Below are 15,121 nucleotides of genomic sequence, written 5' to 3'. Positions count from 1 at the left end.
CCCTTGCCGCCGCCGCGCCCCCCCTCACCTCATCGGTAGTCCTCCGGCACCCCCTTCTTCCCCCCGAACACCACGTCCTTGAAATACGCGAACGAGTCCGGGCGGCTGCCGTCCACGTCCGTCAGGTCGTAGGCGCTCGCGAGCTCCGCGCTCGACGCGGATGTGCCCGACCAGCGGGCGCGCTGGGGGTCGGCGGCGAGGGCGGCGAGGCCGCGGGCGAGGTAGTGGGGGGACTCGGCGATCGCGAAGTGCGGTTCCTGGGCGACGGCTTCGCGCCAGTTCTCCTCCGTGACCCCGAAGAAGGAGAGCATCTGCTCGGAGCGCAGGAAGCCCGGACTCACGCTGAGCGCGGTGCCGTTGAAGGGGGCCAGCTCCTCGGAGAGGGCGAAGGCGATGCGGTGCGGGGTGGTCTTGGCGATGTCGAAGTACAGGTTGTCGCGGAAGCGCTCGTTGAACTCGGCCGTGCCGTCGGTGACTTCGATGTGCACGGGGCCGTCCGAGCGGATCAGGAGCGGGAGCGCGAGACCCGCCGTGATGACGTGCGAGCGGACGCCGAGGTCGAGCATGCGCAGGCCGTCCGCGAGCGGCGTCTCCCAGCTCTTCTTGCCGAACACGTGCTCCGCGACGAGGTGTTCACCGCCCCAGAGGTCGTTGACGAGGATGTCGAGCCGTCCGTGGTCCGCCTCGATCCGCGCGAAGAGCGCACGGGCCCGCTCCTCGTCGAGATGGTCGGTCGGTACGGCGATCCCGGTACCCCCGGCGGCCGTGACGAGTTCACCGGTCTCCTCGATCGTCTCCTGCGGTCGCCCGACCTCGCTCGTGTGCGCACGGGTCGTGCGACCCGTCACATAGACGGTCGCCCCCGCCGCGCCGAGCGCGACGGCGATGGCCCTGCCGAGCCCGCGCGTCGCTCCGGCGACGAGCGCGATCCTGCCGGCGAGGGGACGTTCGTCCGCCGTCCGCCGCTGTTCCCGCGTGGTGTGGTCCATGACGTCCATCGTGGGCGCCCATCCCGTCAGAACCTGTCACCTTTTCCGGGAACCCGTCCCGTGTTCCCCGCGAGTGACCCGGCCGGGCGCCCGTGGGGGCCGAGCGGGCGGTGGCAGGGCGGGCGCCGGGGGTGGCCGGGTGGGCCGGCCCCCGGCGCCGCGGGCTCAGGACAGGGGGCTGTACCAGTCGCGGACGGGCCCGCTCACGCCGAGACCCGTGCTGGTGAACCGCCACAGGCCGTAGGTCTGGCGCCCGTCCGCGCCGATCCCGTTGTCGTACAGGGTGCCGACGTCGTCCTTGCCGTCCCCGTCGAAGTCACCGCCGAAGGCGAGCGACCGGCTCGCCGTCCAGCTCATGGGACTCGTCCACACCTTCTTCGGGGCCGCGAAGCCGGAACCCGTGCTCGCGAAGGTCCACAGGCCCGTCTCCTGGAGGCCGGTGCTCGCGTTCTTGCCGTAGTCGTAGAGGACCCCGGCATCGGTCTTCCCGTCGCCGTCGAAGTCCCCCGCGAGCGGCTGGCTCGCCGCCCAGCTCCAGCTTCCCGTGCTCTGCCAGACCCGCTGCGGGGCGGCGAGGCCGGTGCTCGTGCCCGCGAAGGTCCACCAGGCCGTCTTGAAGGCCCCGTTGGCGTCCTTGCCGTTGTCGTAGAGGACGCCGATGTCGTCCTTGCCGTCCCCGTCGAAATCGCCCGCCGTGGACTTGATGGAACTCCAGGTCCAGCTCGTGGTGCTCGTCCACACCTTCTTCGGGGCCGCGAAGCCGGAACCCGTGCTCCGGAAGTCCCACAGCCCCACTTCCTGAAGGCCGGTGCTCGCGTTCTTGCCGTAGTCGTAGAGCACGCCGACGTCGGTCTTCCCGTCGCCGTCGAAGTCACCCGCGACCGGCCGGCTCGCCGCCCAGCTCCAGCTCCCCGTGCTCTGCCAGACCCGGCGCGGCTCCGCGAAGCCGTCTCCCGTGCTGGTGAAGGTCCACAGCGCGCTCACGTTCGTGCCGTCGGCGGTCTTGCCGTTGTCGTAGAGGACGCCGATGTCGTCCTTGCCGTCGCCGTCGAAGTCGCCGGGGACGAGCTTGACGTTGCTCCAGGTCCAGCTCGTCGCCTCGCTCTGCCAGACGACCCGGGGGGCCGAGAGACGGCCGCCCTCGCTCGTGTGGAGCCACAGCGCGACCCGGCGCCTGCCGCTCGCGCTGTCGAGACCGTAGTCGTACAGCACGGCGGCGTCGTCCTTGCCGTCGCCGTCGAAGTCACCCCCGACCGGCAGGCCCCGCTGGGGCAGGGAGGCGACCTGCTGGACCCAGGCGGTGATGTCGTCCAGGCGCGTCGACACCGCGCCGGTACGGGTCTCCGTGCTCTCCGACCCGTAGCAACCGCCCTGCCAGGAGCGACTGTTGACGGCGACCAGCCGCAAGGTCCCAGCCACCTCGCGCAGCACGGGGCCGCCCGCGTCACCGGCGCAGACCGCGTCCGACGCGCTCGCGCCCTCGGTGGCCAGGTCGGGGCCGTCCACGGACCGCGTGACGCCGGAGGCGGTGTGGAGCGCGAGCGGCGCCCACTCCTCCCGCGTACGGCCGTAGCCCGCCGTGGTCAGCTTCTCCCCCGCCGCGGGCGGGGTGAGCGCCAGCGGCGCCGGGGCGATCCCCGTCGTCGGGGTGTCCAGGCGGGCCATGACGAGATCACGGTCATTCCTCGGGACCAGCTCGACGACCTCGCGGACCTGTCCGGACGCGGTGGAGAGATCGGTGCGCCCGATGCTCGCCGTGGTCTTCCACTTCGGCTTCCCCGCGGTCACGTGCCCCGGGCTCTGCGCCAGGTCGTCCGCGAAGCAGTGGGCCGAGGTCGCGAGCCACTGCGGGGCCACCAGGACGGCGGAGCAGCCGCGCAGGCTGTCGCCGACGACGAGCCGCGCGGTGAAGGCGAGGGAGTCCTTCGCCGCCGGGCCGCCCGTGGTCGCGGCGGCCGGGACCCCCGCGAACGAGCCCGCGAGGAGGGTGGCGGCGAGAGCGGCACCCGTGAGTGCCATGGGTCTGGTGAGGCGCACGTGAGTCATCCCAGGGTCGAGGAACCATCGGCGGACGCCGGGTGGGGCCTCACTGCGCGCGGACGGCGACCGACGTGTCCCCCGACCCAGCCGTCACACCAGCCATGTTTGCGCACACAAAGAGCACACACAAGGTCCACGGAGGACACCGTGCACGCACATTCAGGCGGCAAACCCGCCCTTGCGTACGGGAACTGACATGTTCTCCGCAAGCTCCGGGATTCCCGGCAATGTCACGCTTCCTGCGCCCGGACCCTCTCGGGACGGACCCCTCAGGAGAGACCCCTCAGGACGGTGTCTTCGCCTCCTCCAGCAGCCGCCCGACCTCCTCCGTGTCCAGGAGCAGCGCCGCGCCCACGACGTTCAGCGCCTCGCGCTCGGCGGAGGTGTAGGGGCCGTCCGCGAGGGCGACGCGGGCGCCCTGGAGGAGGATCGAGGCGCGGCCGAGTGCCGCGAGGTGGGGGGCGAGCGGGTCGAGGGACTCGTGGAGCTCTATGGCCAGCGTGAGCGCGGCGGTCTCGGCCTCGGCCGGGTCGTCGGGGCAGACCGGGGAGCCGGGGTCCTCGGCGAGGGCGCGCATGAGGGCGTAGAGCTGGTCGTCCTCGCAGTCGGTCCAGCCGGCCGCGCGGACGGTCGCGACGGCCGCGTCCATCGTGGAGCGCGAGGCGGTGCCGCTCGCGGCGAGCACGGCGACGACGACGGTGTGCACGGCGTCGCGCAGGAGCGCGCCGAAGCGGGCCGTCGTGGGGTGTTCGAGCGCTTCGACGCCGTACTCGGCGGTGCAGGCGCCGCACTCGACGACGGGGCCCGTCGTGCCGCGCGGGAGGAGCGGGACGCCGAGGAGGGCGACGTACTTGCTCCCGGTCTTGCGCACGTAGGCGCGGTCGCCGCCGCAGTCGGGGCAGAAGAACTCGCCGTCGCTCTCGACGTTCCAGCGCGTCCGCAGCCGCAGCGGGCCGTAACGGGCGGGCGGCGTGCGGTGTGGTCCGGTCCCCGACCGCTGGTGACGGTCCTCGCCCCTGCCTCCGGCTCGTGCCACGGCGCACCTCCCTATTCGGCGCGCGTGCGTCCTCGCACCGCGCTCGTCCTGCCCACGGGCGAACCCGCTGTGCGCACGGGGACTGGGATGCCCCGCACGGTGGCGCCGGGTGTCCGACGCCTTGGCGTGATGTTAGCCACATCGCCGTGATGACGTCAGTACCCCGGCGTTACTCGGTCGATACCTGGCCGAGAGTGACCGCAGGCCCCGACAGGGAGTGAACCCTGCGGGGCCTGCGTGGTCATGACAGCGCGAACTCCCGCGCGAGGGGTGAGGCGTGGGGGAAGGCGGTTGACGGCCGAGGGGGTCGCCGGCCGGGTTCCGGGCGTGTCGTACGGGGGCGGTCGGCGGCCCGTGCGGCGCGCCCGGCGCGGGGGTGGCGGGGGTACGGGGAGGTCGTCCCCGTACCGCCCGGTCACGCCCGTACGGGCAAGTGCCTCAGCGGCCCGCGCGGTTGACCGCGGAGACGACCGCCTTGAGCGAGGCGCGCGTCGTGTTGGCGTCGATGCCGATGCCCCACAGGACGCGGTCGCCGACGGCGCACTCGATGTACGAGGCGGCCTGGGCGCTCGCGCCCTCGCTCAGCGTGTGCTCCTGGTAGTCGAGCAGGCGGGCGTCGATGCCGACGCCCTGCAGCGCGTCGAAGAACGCGGAGATCGGGCCGTTGCCGCTGCCGGTCAGCTCGGTGTCGACGCCGTCCACGACGGCCTGCACGGTGAGCTTGTCGAGGCCGTTCTCGGTCTGCGCGGTGGTCTGCCCGGCGCGTACCTGCACGCGGCCCCACGGGTCGGCGGAGTTGGGCAGGTACTCGTCCTGGAAGACGTTCCAGATCTCGGCCGGGGTGACCTCGCCGCCCTCGGCGTCCGTGCGCGCCTGGATGATGCGCGAGAACTCGATCTGCATGCGGCGCGGCAGGTCCAGCTTGTGGTCGTTCTTGAGGACGTAGGCGACACCGCCCTTGCCGGACTGCGAGTTGACGCGGATCACGGCCTCGTAGGAACGGCCCACGTCCTTCGGGTCGATGGGCAGGTACGGGACCGCCCACTCGACATCGCCGACCTGCTTGCCCTCGCGCGCGGCGCGCTGCTCCAGGGCCTCGAAGCCCTTCTTGATGGCGTCCTGGTGGGAACCGGAGAAGGCCGTGTAGACGAGGTCGCCCGCGTAGGGGTGGCGCGGGTGCACCTCCATCTGGTTGCAGTACTCGGCGGTGCGGCGGATCTCGTCGATGTCCGAGAAGTCGATCTGCGGGTCGACGCCCTGCGAGAAGAGGTTCATGCCGAGGGTCACCAGGTCCACGTTCCCGGTGCGCTCACCCTGCCCGAACAGGCAGCCCTCGACGCGGTCCGCGCCCGCCATGACGGCGAGTTCGGCGGCGGCGACGGCGGTGCCGCGGTCGTTGTGGGGGTGCGCGGAGAGCGAGACGTGCTCGCGGTGGGACAGCTTCCGGGACATCCACTCGAAGCGGTCGGCGTAGGTGGAGGGGGCCGAACGCTCCACGGTGGCGGGCAGGTTGAGGATGATCTCGCGGCCGGGGCCGGGCTGCCACACCTCCATGACCGCCTCGCAGACCTCCAGCGCGAAGTCCAGCTCGGTGTCCGTGAAGATCTCCGGCGAGTACTGGTAGCCGAAGACGGTCTCGGGGCCGAGCAGCTTCTCCGCGTACGCGACGACGTGCCGGGTGCCCTCGACGGCGATCTTCTTGATGTCGTCCTTGCTGCCCCGGAAGACGACCTCGCGGAAGACCGGCGCGGTCGCGTTGTACAGGTGGACGTTGGCGCGGCGGGCACCGACGAGGGACTCGACGGTCCGCTCGATCAGCTCCTCACGGGCCTGCGTCAGCACGGAGATCGTGACGTCCTCGGGGATCGCCTCGGGGTCCTCGATGATGGAGCGAACGAAGTCGAAGTCGGTCTGCCCGGACGAGGGGAAGCCGACCTCGATCTCCTTGTAGCCCATGCGTACGAGCAGGTCGAACATCTCGCGCTTGCGGGCGGGCGACATCGGGTCGATCAGGGCCTGGTTGCCGTCGCGCAGGTCGGTGGAGAGCCAGCGGGGCGCCTTGGTGATCCGCTTCTCGGGCCACGTGCGGTCGGGGATCTCCACCTGCTCGTAGCGGCCGTAGCGGTGGAAGGGCATCCCGGAGGGGGCCTGGAGGTGAGCGGTGTTGCTGAGGGGCTTCCGTCCGGAGCCGTCCGCGGTGCTCTGCTGCGCGGGAACGGTGGCGGTGGGCTCGCTGGTGGTCATGTGCGTGGGCTCCTCTGAAGTCCGCTGAGGCTGAGGTGGCCGACGGGGCGGAAAAACCGCAACACCTCACTCCGCGGGGAGGGGGTCGGCCTACGACTACAGACCCTCGCCGCGGCAGCTAAGAAGAAGCAGCCCGAAACGCATGATGCTCCGCACCTTAGCCGAGTCCCGCGAGGCGCGAGATTCCGTATCACCATGCGGGACGAGGCATGACTCCATCGTCCGGCTCCGTCGGTCCCATTATCTGCTGTCGGGCGGGAGACGATCTAAACCTGCGTACGTGATATGTCCCTCGTTCGTACGAAAGTCCCCCACAGCTCGTGACAGTGCGCATGTACGGGGTAACCGTGTGTGCATGAACACACACCCGCACCTCCCGCACCAGACCTTCTGCACGATCGTCCCTCCGCACCTGCTCGACCACCTCGCGCGGGCGGGCCACGCCGCCGCGCGCCGCACGCTCGACGAGGACGCGGGCCGCCGCCACCAGCGCCGGCAGACGGCGCTCGCGCTCACGCTCGCCGCCCCCGCCGGGGCACCGACCGACTCCGAGACCCCGGACCGCACCATCTACGACGCCCGGCACGGCATCCGCCTCCCGGGCCACAAGGTGCGCGCCGAGGGCCAGGAGCCGACGCGCGACGCGAGCGTCAACCGCGCGTACGCGGGGCTCGGCGCGACCTTCGACCTCTACCGCAAGGTCTTCGGCCGCGACTCCATCGACGGGCGCGGGCTGCCCCTCGTCGCGAGCGTCCACTACGACCGCGAGTACAACAACGCGTTCTGGGACGGCGACCAGATGGTCTTCGGCGACGGGGACGGCGAGATCTTCCTCGACTTCACGCTCCCGGTCGACGTCATCGGCCACGAACTGACCCACGGCGTCACGCAGCACACGGCGAACCTGGAGTACCAGGACCAGGCGGGCGCGCTCAACGAGTCGATCTCGGACGTCTTCGGCTCCCTCGTCAAGCAGTACGCGAAGCAGCAGCGCGCCGAGGACGCGGACTGGCTCATCGGCGACGAACTCCTCGCCCCCGACGTCCAGGGCACCGCGCTGCGCTCCATGAAGGCCCCGGGCACCGCGTACGACGACGACGTGCTCGGCAAGGACCCGCAGCCCGCCTCGATGGACGACTACGTGGACACCGAGGAGGACAACGGCGGCGTCCACATCAACTCGGGCATCCCCAACCGCGCCTTCTACCTCCTCGCGACCTCCCTCGGCGGATACGCGTGGGAGCGGGCCGGGCGCATCTGGTTCGACGTGCTCACGGGCGGCGAGCTGTCCTCGACGGCCGACTTCGCGGAGTTCGCGGCGCTCACGAGCACGGCGGCGGACGGCGCCGACGAGAAGGAAGCGGTCACGAAGGCGTGGTCGGAAGTGGGGGTTTCCCTCTCATGAGCGGCGGTTCGACGAGGCCCGGACGGTGCTCGGCACGGCGGACGGGGTAGATCCATGGGTATGCGTATCGAGGTGACACGGACGGGCGGCTTCGCGGGCGGACGGCGTACGGGGGTGATCGACACGGACAGCCCGCAGGGCGCCGCGGACGCGCCTCAGTGGCGCACCCTCGCCGAGCAGGCCCTGCGCGAAGGTGCCGCCGAGCCCCCGAGCGGCGTCCCCGACGGCTTCCGCTACACACTCACCGTCGACGGCCGCACCGTCCACGCGGCCGATCCGCGGCTGGGCGAGGCGCAGCGGGAGCTGTTCCGGAGGGTGCTCAAGGAAGGGGCCTGAGCGGGCGGGTCCGGCGGCGGGGGCTTGAATGTCCTCCATGGCCTCAGGACCCGTACCACCGAGCGGCGCCACCGATCCCGTCGTCGCGCGCGTCGAGTGGTTCCACGAGACGGTCGCGCGCGAGTGCTGCCGCGTCCGAGAGCGGTACGGGCCCTTCGTCCTGCACCTGCAACCCTTCCAGGGCGCCTTCCCCGCCCGCCCGCACCCGGCCGAGCGGGAGCGGGCCTTCATGGCGGCGGAGGTACGGGACCTGCTGCGCACCCAGCGGGAACGGCAGGCGCCGCGCGGCCTGGAGTGGCTCGCGGAGACGGCTCCGGCGCTGCGGGCCGCCTGCGAGGAGGCGGGCCTGGTCGTGCGGGAGCACCCGGTGCTGCTCATCGATCCCTGCGAAGACGGTTCCGGCGAGGCGGCGTGCGCTCCCGCACCCGGCGCCCGGCTCCTCGCGGCGCACGACTGGCGCGTCGAGCACGCGATCGCCGTGGCGCACGTCGGCTTCGCGTACCCCGGCACGGGCCGGGGTCCCGAGGGCCGCGGCTCCGTCGCCGAACTCCTCGCCTCGGGAGATCTGCGCCGCGAGGCCGCCGAGGCGGCCCGCCGCATCCACGCGGGCACCCGCGCCCTCGCGATCGCCGAGACGAAGGAAGGCCCCGTGGCCACGGGCCAGTTCAACACCCTGGACGACCTCGCCGAGATCATCGCCGTCGCCACCCTCCCCGAGGTCCGCCGCAGGGGCCACGCCTCCGCCGTCCTGCGCACCCTGATCGCGGAGGCCCGCTCCCGCCGCCTGCGCACGATGTTCCTCACGGCGGCGGACGAGGAGGTGGCCCGGATCTACGAGAGCGTGGGGTTCAAGCGACTGGCGACGGTGCTGGAGGCGGGGGAAGGGGGGCCGACAGGGGGCGCGTGACGGGGGGCGGGTGGTGTGGTGGCCCAGGGAGCCCGGCGTGACCGAGCGCGCGAGACCGAGGGACGACACGCTCACGGCAGCGGAGAGGCCACGGGACGGCATGCCCGCCGGGGCGGAGAGGCCACGGGACGGCATGCCCGCTGAGTCGGAGAGGCCGTGAGAGGACCCGCCGCTGCGGAGGGGCCCGGGGAGGCCCCGCCGCGCTGCGTCCGTCTCGTCCCGTAGCGGGTCTAGAACCCCAGCCGCCGGAGCTGCTTCGGGTCGCGCTGCCAGTCCTTGGCGATCTTCACGTGCAGGTCCAGGAAGACCGGGGTGCCGAGCAGCGCCTCGATCTGACGGCGCGACTTCGTGCCGACGTCCTTGAGGCGCTGGCCCTTCGGGCCGATGACGATGCCCTTCTGGCTGGAGCGCTCGATGAAGAGGTTCGCGTGGATGTCCAGGAGCGGCTTGTCGGCCGGGCGGCCCTCGCGCGGGTTCATCTCCTCGACGACGACCGCGATCGAGTGCGGAAGCTCGTCCCGTACGCCTTCGAGCGCCGCCTCGCGGATCAGCTCGGCGACCATGACCTGCTCGGGCTCGTCGGTGAGGTCGCCCTCCGGGTAGAGCTGCGGGCTCTCCGGGAGGAGCGGCACGAGGAGGTCGGCGAGGAGCGAGACTTGCTTGCCCTCGACCGCCGAGACCGGCACGATCTCGGCCCACTCGAAGCCCAGCTCGCGGCCGAGCGCGTCGATCGCCATGAGCTGCTCGGCGAGCCGCTTGCTGTCGACGAGGTCCGTCTTCGTGACGATCGCGACCTTCGGGGTCCGCTTGATCCCGGCGAGTTCCTTGGCGATGAAACGGTCACCGGGGCCGATCTTCTGATCGGCGGGAAGGCAGAAACCGATCACGTCGACCTCGGCCCAGGTTGCCCGCACGACGTCGTTGAGCCGCTCGCCGAGCAGCGTGCGGGGCTTGTGGAGCCCGGGGGTGTCGACGAGGATCAGCTGCGCCTCGGGGCGGTGCACGATGCCGCGCACGGTGTGCCGCGTGGTCTGCGGGCGGTTCGAGGTGATGGCGACCTTCTGCCCCACCAGTGCGTTGGTCAGGGTCGACTTCCCCGCGTTGGGACGGCCGACGAAGCACGCGAAACCCGCGCGGTGCGGGGCGGCGGGGGCGGTGGAGGGTTCGCTCATACGGGCCATTCTCCCCGATCCGCCGAGCGCCGCCGACCCGGGCCACCGCGCGGCCCCCGCCGAGGCCGCCCGGCACACCCCGCCGGAGCCGCCCGAAGCACGCGGGCAAAGCCGTCCGATGCCACTCCGGGGATGCCGCCCGGCACACCCCGCCGGAGCCGCCCGCCCGCCACTCTCCGCCGGACCGCCCGCGCCACCCGAGCCGCCCCGCGACCCCCGCGCACCGCCCCCCGCCCGGCCTCGTACCGACGCCCCGTACCGGCGGCCTCTCCCCGCCGCCCCGTACCGCCGCCCTCCTCAGCCCGCCGCGAGCCGCTCCCGCACCACCGCGTCCGGGCCCGCCAGGAAGACCGGTGTGCCCGCGCCGCCGAGGTCGGCGACGGCCGCGAGGTCCTCGGCCGGAAGGGACGCGGCGGCCGTGACCACCGCTGCCGCCTCCAGCGACTCCGCGCCGCTCGCGACCGCCATCGCCACCGCCGTGCGCAGCGCGCTCAGCGCGAGGCTCGGCAGGGCGACGGCCCCGGCCACGTACGTGCGCCCCGTCTCGTCCCGTACCGCCGCGCCCTCCGGCACCTGGTTGCGGGCCCGCGCGGAACGGGCGAGCGTGATGATCTTGGCGTCCTCGGGGTTCAGCGCGCTGCTCTCACTCATGGCGCCGAGCATACGGAGCCGACCGGCGCCCCCGCCCCCGCCCCCGCCCCGTCCCTCGCCCCCGGGAGCGGGCCCCCGACGCGACCGCGCCCGCCGCCCCTCGGACCCGCCTCGGTCCCCCGCCCCGCGAGCACCCGTTCGAGGGCCGCCTCCGTCCCCGTCCCCGGCACCGGCATGTGCAGGACGATGACCAGGTCCGGGCGGGCCGGGATCTGGAGCGTCGTCGCCTCCATGTGGAGCCGCCCGCCGCGCGGGTGGTGCAGTTCCTTGCGCATCTGGCCGCTCGGGCACACGTCCCCGCGGCTCCACAGCTCGTCGAACTCCGCGCTCGCCCGCCGCGCCTCCTCGATGACGTACGCGAAGCCCGGGTCCCCCGGCCGCTCCGCGCACAGCGCGCGGAACTGCGCGACGACGACCGGCGCGACCTGCGCCCAGGTGACGGCGCGGGAGCGGTAGGCCGGGTCGGTGAAGAAGGCGATGAGGCAGTTGTACGGGAGCCCGGGGTGCATCCCGAGGACCTCGGTGGCGGCCTCGTTGGCCATCACGAGGTTCCAGTACGTGTCCATGATGTGCGCCGGGTACGGGAGCCAGTGGTCGATGAGCCGCTCCAGCCCCTCGCTCATGTGGAGGTCGGCGGGGGCGACCTCCAGCGCGGGCGGGTTGAGCCCGGCGAGGCGGTAGAGGTGGCGGCGCTCGGCGCTCGACAGGCGCAGCACCCCGGCGACCGCGTCGAGCACCTGCGGCGAGACGGAGATGTCACGGCCTTGTTCGAGCCACTGGTACCAGGAGGGCCCGACCCCGGCGAGCACCGCGACCTCCTCGCGGCGCAGACCGGGCGTGCGGCGGCGACCGCCCGCGGGCAGGCCCACGTCCTCGGGGCGTACGCGGGCGCGGCGGGCGGTGAGAAAGGCACGCAGTTCGCGCAGCCGGGCGTCCTTGGTGCCGTCCTGGGCCTGCGCGGCCGTCCCCGGCGGTGTGAACGTGTCCGTCATTCCGGTCCCCCTCCGGTGCCTGACTGGTGGTGCGGGAACCAGCATAAGTACGGGCTGCCCACGGTTGTTCCCGTCATCGGAAGCTCTTTGCCATGACCACGGAACTCCCCCTCGCTCCCCCGCCCGCCCGGCCCGCGCTTCCCGAAAACGCCACGGACAGCGGGAAGTTCGCGCCCGGCGCGGCGTCCTCGTCCGCTCGTCTGGAGCCCGCCGCTCCCCGTTTCACGCCGCGCGACGCCCTCGTCCTCTTCGTCCTGTGCGCGGCGCAGTTCATGGTGGCGCTCGACTTCTCGGTCCTGAACGTCGCGCTGCCGGTGCTCGGCCGCGACCTCGGCATGGGCGACAGCGCGCTCCAGTGGGCCGTCACCGCCTTCGCCCTCCCCTCCGGCGGCTTCCTGCTCCTGTCGGGGCGGCTCGGGGACCTGTACGGCAGGCGGCGGCTCTTCCTCGGCGGCCTCGCGCTCTTCGGCGCGGCCTCGCTCCTCGCGACGCTCGCGTGGAACCCGGTGGCCTTCCTCGCGGGCCGTGCCCTCCAGGGCCTCGGCGCCGCCGCGATCGTGCCGACCGGGATGGCGCTGCTGACCACGACGTTCCCCGAGGGCCCGCGCCGCGACCGCGCGCTCGGCATCAGCGGCACGCTCCTCTCGCTCGGCTTCACGCTCGGCATGGTCGGCGGCGGCACACTCACCGATCTGCTCGGCTGGCGCTCCACGATGGGCCTGCTCACGCTCTTCGCCGTCGTCGTCCTGCCGCTCGCCCCGCGCCTGCTCGCCGAGTCCCGCGTGCCCGCCCGCACCCGCCTCGACATCCCGGGCGCCCTCTCCGTCACCGGGGGCCTGCTCGCGCTCATCTACGCGCTGTCCACCGCCGCCGCACAGGGCTTCGGCCGCCCCGACGTCCTCGTGGCGCTCCCGCTCGGCCTCGTACTCCTCGCCCTCTTCGTCCGCGTCGAGTCCCGTGCCGCGCACCCGCTCGTCTCGCTGGGGATGCTGCGCAGGCCCACGGTGGCCTTCGGCAATCTCGGCGGGCTCGTGACCTTCTCGATGATGAGCACGATCGTCTTCGTCCTCACGCTGTGGTTCCAGGAGGTCCAGCACCTCTCGGCCTTCCGCACCGGGCTCGCCTTCGGCGTGCAGGGCGTGCTCTCGGTGCTGGCGGGTCTCGTCGCGGGCCGGACGGTGAGCCGCTTCGGCGCGCGGCGCGTCCTCGTCGGCTCGCTGCTCCTCCAGGGCCTCACGACGCTCGCCCTGCTCGCTCTCGGCGCGGGAACGGCCTCGGTGTGGCTCGCGACGGGCGCGGTCGCGGTGGCGAGCGCCGGGCACCTCGGGGCGATCGTCTCCTACGGGGTGACGGCGACCTCGGGCGTCCCGGACGCGGAGCAGGGGCTCGCGACGGGTCTCGTGACGAGCACGCAGCAGGTCGGTATCACCATCGGCATCCCGCTCCTCGGCGTCCTCGCCACGACGACGGCGGGCGGCCTCGCCTCCGGCGTCCGCCTCGTGGTCCTCGTCGACACCTGCGTCGTCCTGGCGGCGGCGGTGCTCATCGCGGTGGGGCTGCGGTCCCGGCGCTCTTGAGCGGGTACGGGGACGGGGCGGTGCCCACATGGGCACCGCCCCGTCCCCGTACCGGAACCCGGGTCACGGCCGGTCCAGTCGCAGCCTCTCCGCCCTCGGCAGCTTCGCCACCACGAGGTCGTAGGAGTCCTCCACCATCTCCCGCACCCGCGCGGCGGGCAGCTCCCCGACCGTCACCGTGTTCCAGTGCCGCTTGTTGAGGTGCCAGCCGGGCACGACGACGTCGGGGTGGGCCTCGCGCAGCCGTACCGCCTCCTCGGGCTCGCACTTGAGCGAGACCGTGAGCGGCTCGGCTCCGAGGTCCGTGAGGGCGAAGACCTTCCCGTTGACCTTGAAGACCGAGGTCTCCGGGTTGAACGGGAACTCCTCGACCGCCGCGTTGAACGACAGGCACAGGGCGCGCAGCGCCGCCGGTCTCATCCCGCGTTCTCCTTGCTCAGCGCCTCGTCCGCACGGGACCCGGCGTCCTCGCCGACGGGCTCGACGAGCACCGTGACGATCTTGTTGCGGCGGCCCGCCGAGGACTCCGCCGTCAGGCGCAGCTCCCGCCCGTCGGGGAGCGCGACGACGGCCGAGGACTCCGCGATGGGGACGCGGCCGAGCGCCTTGGCGAGGAGCCCGCCGACGGTCTCGACGTCCTCGTCGTCGTACTCCTCGATGCCGTACAGCTCGCCGAGGTCGTCCGTGCCGAGCCGGGCGGTGACGCGGTGGCGGCCCCCGCCGAGGTCCTCCACGGGCGGCAGTTCGCGGTCGTACTCGTCGGTGATCTCGCCGACGATCTCCTCCAGGATGTCCTCGATCGTGACGATCCCCGCCGTGCCGCCGTACTCGTCGATGACGACGGCGACGTGGCTGCGCTCCTGCTGCATCTCGCGGAGCAGGTCGCCCGCGTTCTTCGTGTCGGGCACGAAGGTCGCCGGGCGCATCGCCGTCGAGACCAGCTCGGACTCGGCGTCGCGGCTGATGTGCGTCTTGCGGGCGAGGTCCTTGAGGTAGACGATCCCGACGATGTCGTCCTCGCTCTCGCCCGTGACGGGGATGCGCGAGAAGCCGGAGCGCAGCGCGAGCGTGAGCGCCTGCCGGATCGTCTTGAACCGCTCGATGGACACGAGGTCGGTGCGGGGCACCATGACCTCGCGCACGAGGGTGTCGCCCAGTTCGAAGACCGAGTGCACCATGCGGCGCTCCTCGTCCTCGATGAGCGATTCCTTCTCGGCGAGGTCCACGAGCGCCCGCAGTTCGGCCTCGGAGGCGAAGGGCCCGCGCCGGAAGCCCTTGCCGGGCGTGAGCGCGTTACCGATGAGGATGAGCAGCGGGGGCACGGGGCCCATGACCTTGGCGAGCGGTACGAGGACGTAGCTCGCGGCGGTCGCCGTGTTGAGCGGGTGCTGACGGCCGATCGTACGCGGCGAGACGCCGACCGCGACGTAGCTGACGAGGACCATCACGGCGATGGCGACGAGCAGCGCGGACCACGTCTCCTCGAACGCCTTCAGGCAGGCGTAGGTGACGAGGGCCGCCGCCGCCATCTCGCAGGCGACCCGGACGAGCAGGGCCACGTTGAGGTAGCGGGTGGGGTCGGCGGCGACCTGGGCGAGGCGCGCGCTGCCGCGCCGCCCGGACCGTACGGCCTCCTCGGCGCGGAAGCTGGACACGCGCGCGAGCCCGGCCTCGGCGCAGGCGGCGAGCCAGGCCACGACGACGAGCGCGACGGCGCCGCTGATCAGCTGGTAGCTCACGCGAAGCCCCCCGTGCGGGCCGGTTTTCGGCGG

13 protein-coding genes are annotated in these 15,121 nt (G+C 72.8%); 4 read left to right on the top strand and 9 right to left on the bottom strand.

Going from position 1 to position 15,121, the window contains the following annotated elements:
* Nucleotides 1-29: 29 nt before the first annotated feature.
* From STTU_RS22750 to leuA, 4 genes are all read right to left on the bottom strand, one after another.
* Nucleotides 30-998, bottom strand: a complete 969-nt coding sequence (locus STTU_RS22750; RefSeq protein ID WP_007827210.1) for an SDR family oxidoreductase — start codon at nt 996-998, stop codon at nt 30-32.
* Nucleotides 999-1,154: 156 nt separating this feature from the next.
* The gene (locus STTU_RS22745) at nt 1,155-3,008 is read right to left on the bottom strand and encodes a S1 family peptidase (RefSeq protein ID WP_007827209.1); all 1,854 of its coding nucleotides are present in this window, start codon (nt 3,006-3,008) and stop codon (nt 1,155-1,157) included.
* 304 nt (nt 3,009-3,312) lie between these two features.
* The gene (locus tag STTU_RS22740; RefSeq protein WP_007827207.1) at nt 3,313-4,065 is read right to left on the bottom strand and encodes a TerB family tellurite resistance protein; all 753 of its coding nucleotides are present in this window, start codon (nt 4,063-4,065) and stop codon (nt 3,313-3,315) included.
* 438 nt (nt 4,066-4,503) lie between these two features.
* Complete coding sequence (gene leuA / locus STTU_RS22735) at nt 4,504-6,201, bottom strand: 2-isopropylmalate synthase (protein WP_043257667.1); 1,698 nt, start codon at nt 6,199-6,201, stop codon at nt 4,504-4,506.
* Between the two features lie 463 nt (nt 6,202-6,664).
* On the opposite strand from leuA, the gene STTU_RS22730 reads away from it, so the two are divergent.
* From STTU_RS22730 to STTU_RS22720, 3 genes are read left to right on the top strand one after another with little or no spacing between them, the layout of a single operon-like run.
* On the top strand, nt 6,665-7,714 hold the full coding sequence (locus STTU_RS22730) for a M4 family metallopeptidase (RefSeq protein ID WP_007827201.1): 1,050 nt from the start codon (nt 6,665-6,667) through the stop codon (nt 7,712-7,714).
* 60 nt (nt 7,715-7,774) lie between these two features.
* Nucleotides 7,775-8,050 carry a protealysin inhibitor emfourin gene (locus STTU_RS22725; protein ID WP_043257664.1) on the top strand — a complete coding sequence of 92 codons (276 nt, stop codon included), beginning with the start codon at nt 7,775-7,777 and terminating at the stop codon, nt 8,048-8,050.
* A gap of 37 nt (nt 8,051-8,087) precedes the next feature.
* Nucleotides 8,088-8,957 (top strand): GNAT family N-acetyltransferase, encoded by an 870-nt coding sequence (locus STTU_RS22720; protein ID WP_043256022.1) that lies wholly within the window; start codon nt 8,088-8,090, stop codon nt 8,955-8,957.
* Between the two features lie 230 nt (nt 8,958-9,187).
* Here the strand turns inward: STTU_RS22720 and era are convergent, their stop codons facing one another.
* From era to STTU_RS22705, 3 genes are all read right to left on the bottom strand, one after another.
* Entirely contained in the window at nt 9,188-10,138 is a 951-nt protein-coding gene (gene era, locus STTU_RS22715) for a GTPase Era (RefSeq protein WP_007827198.1), read from the bottom strand.
* A 288-nt stretch (nt 10,139-10,426) separates the two neighbouring features.
* Nucleotides 10,427-10,780, bottom strand: coding sequence for a hypothetical protein (locus tag STTU_RS22710; protein ID WP_043257662.1), 354 nt, complete (start codon nt 10,778-10,780; stop codon nt 10,427-10,429).
* Complete coding sequence (locus tag STTU_RS22705) at nt 10,777-11,772, bottom strand: helix-turn-helix transcriptional regulator (protein WP_007827196.1); 996 nt, start codon at nt 11,770-11,772, stop codon at nt 10,777-10,779. Before STTU_RS22705 ends, STTU_RS22710 begins: the two co-directional genes overlap by 4 nt.
* Nucleotides 11,773-11,864: 92 nt before the next feature.
* Between STTU_RS22705 and STTU_RS22700 the strand changes: the two genes are divergently transcribed.
* Entirely contained in the window at nt 11,865-13,349 is a 1,485-nt protein-coding gene (locus tag STTU_RS22700; RefSeq protein ID WP_007827195.1) for an MFS transporter, read from the top strand.
* Nucleotides 13,350-13,412: 63 nt separating this feature from the next.
* Here the strand turns inward: STTU_RS22700 and STTU_RS22695 are convergent, their stop codons facing one another.
* Both STTU_RS22695 and STTU_RS22690 read right to left on the bottom strand, forming a co-directional pair.
* Nucleotides 13,413-13,769, bottom strand: coding sequence for an MmcQ/YjbR family DNA-binding protein (locus STTU_RS22695; protein WP_009065177.1), 357 nt, complete (start codon nt 13,767-13,769; stop codon nt 13,413-13,415).
* Nucleotides 13,766-15,088, bottom strand: coding sequence for a hemolysin family protein (locus STTU_RS22690; RefSeq protein WP_007827193.1), 1,323 nt, complete (start codon nt 15,086-15,088; stop codon nt 13,766-13,768). Before STTU_RS22690 ends, STTU_RS22695 begins: the two co-directional genes overlap by 4 nt.
* Nucleotides 15,089-15,121 lie beyond the last annotated feature (33 nt).

The sequence above is a fragment of the Streptomyces sp. Tu6071 genome (assembly GCF_000213055.1).
GTDB classification, from domain to species: Bacteria; Actinomycetota; Actinomycetes; order Streptomycetales; family Streptomycetaceae; genus Streptomyces; species Streptomyces evansiae.
Note: the sequence above shows the minus strand (reverse complement) of the source record. Positions and strands in the feature narration are given on the sequence as shown.

Coding starts and splice junctions, on each gene's coding strand:
- STTU_RS22730 (WP_007827201.1), top strand. CDS start 6,665: ATGAACACACACCCGCACCTCCCGCACCAGACCTTCTGCACGATCGTC.
- STTU_RS22745 (WP_007827209.1), bottom strand. CDS start 3,008: ATGGCACTCACGGGTGCCGCTCTCGCCGCCACCCTCCTCGCGGGCTCG.
- leuA (WP_043257667.1), bottom strand. CDS start 6,201: ATGCCCTTCCACCGCTACGGCCGCTACGAGCAGGTGGAGATCCCCGAC.
- STTU_RS22710 (WP_043257662.1), bottom strand. CDS start 10,780: ATGAGTGAGAGCAGCGCGCTGAACCCCGAGGACGCCAAGATCATCACG.
- STTU_RS22720 (WP_043256022.1), top strand. CDS start 8,088: ATGGCCTCAGGACCCGTACCACCGAGCGGCGCCACCGATCCCGTCGTC.
- STTU_RS22695 (WP_009065177.1), bottom strand. CDS start 13,769: ATGAGACCGGCGGCGCTGCGCGCCCTGTGCCTGTCGTTCAACGCGGCG.
- STTU_RS22700 (WP_007827195.1), top strand. CDS start 11,865: ATGACCACGGAACTCCCCCTCGCTCCCCCGCCCGCCCGGCCCGCGCTT.
- STTU_RS22750 (WP_007827210.1), bottom strand. CDS start 998: ATGGACGTCATGGACCACACCACGCGGGAACAGCGGCGGACGGCGGAC.
- era (WP_007827198.1), bottom strand. CDS start 10,138: ATGGCCCGTATGAGCGAACCCTCCACCGCCCCCGCCGCCCCGCACCGC.
- STTU_RS22705 (WP_007827196.1), bottom strand. CDS start 11,772: ATGACGGACACGTTCACACCGCCGGGGACGGCCGCGCAGGCCCAGGAC.
- STTU_RS22725 (WP_043257664.1), top strand. CDS start 7,775: ATGCGTATCGAGGTGACACGGACGGGCGGCTTCGCGGGCGGACGGCGT.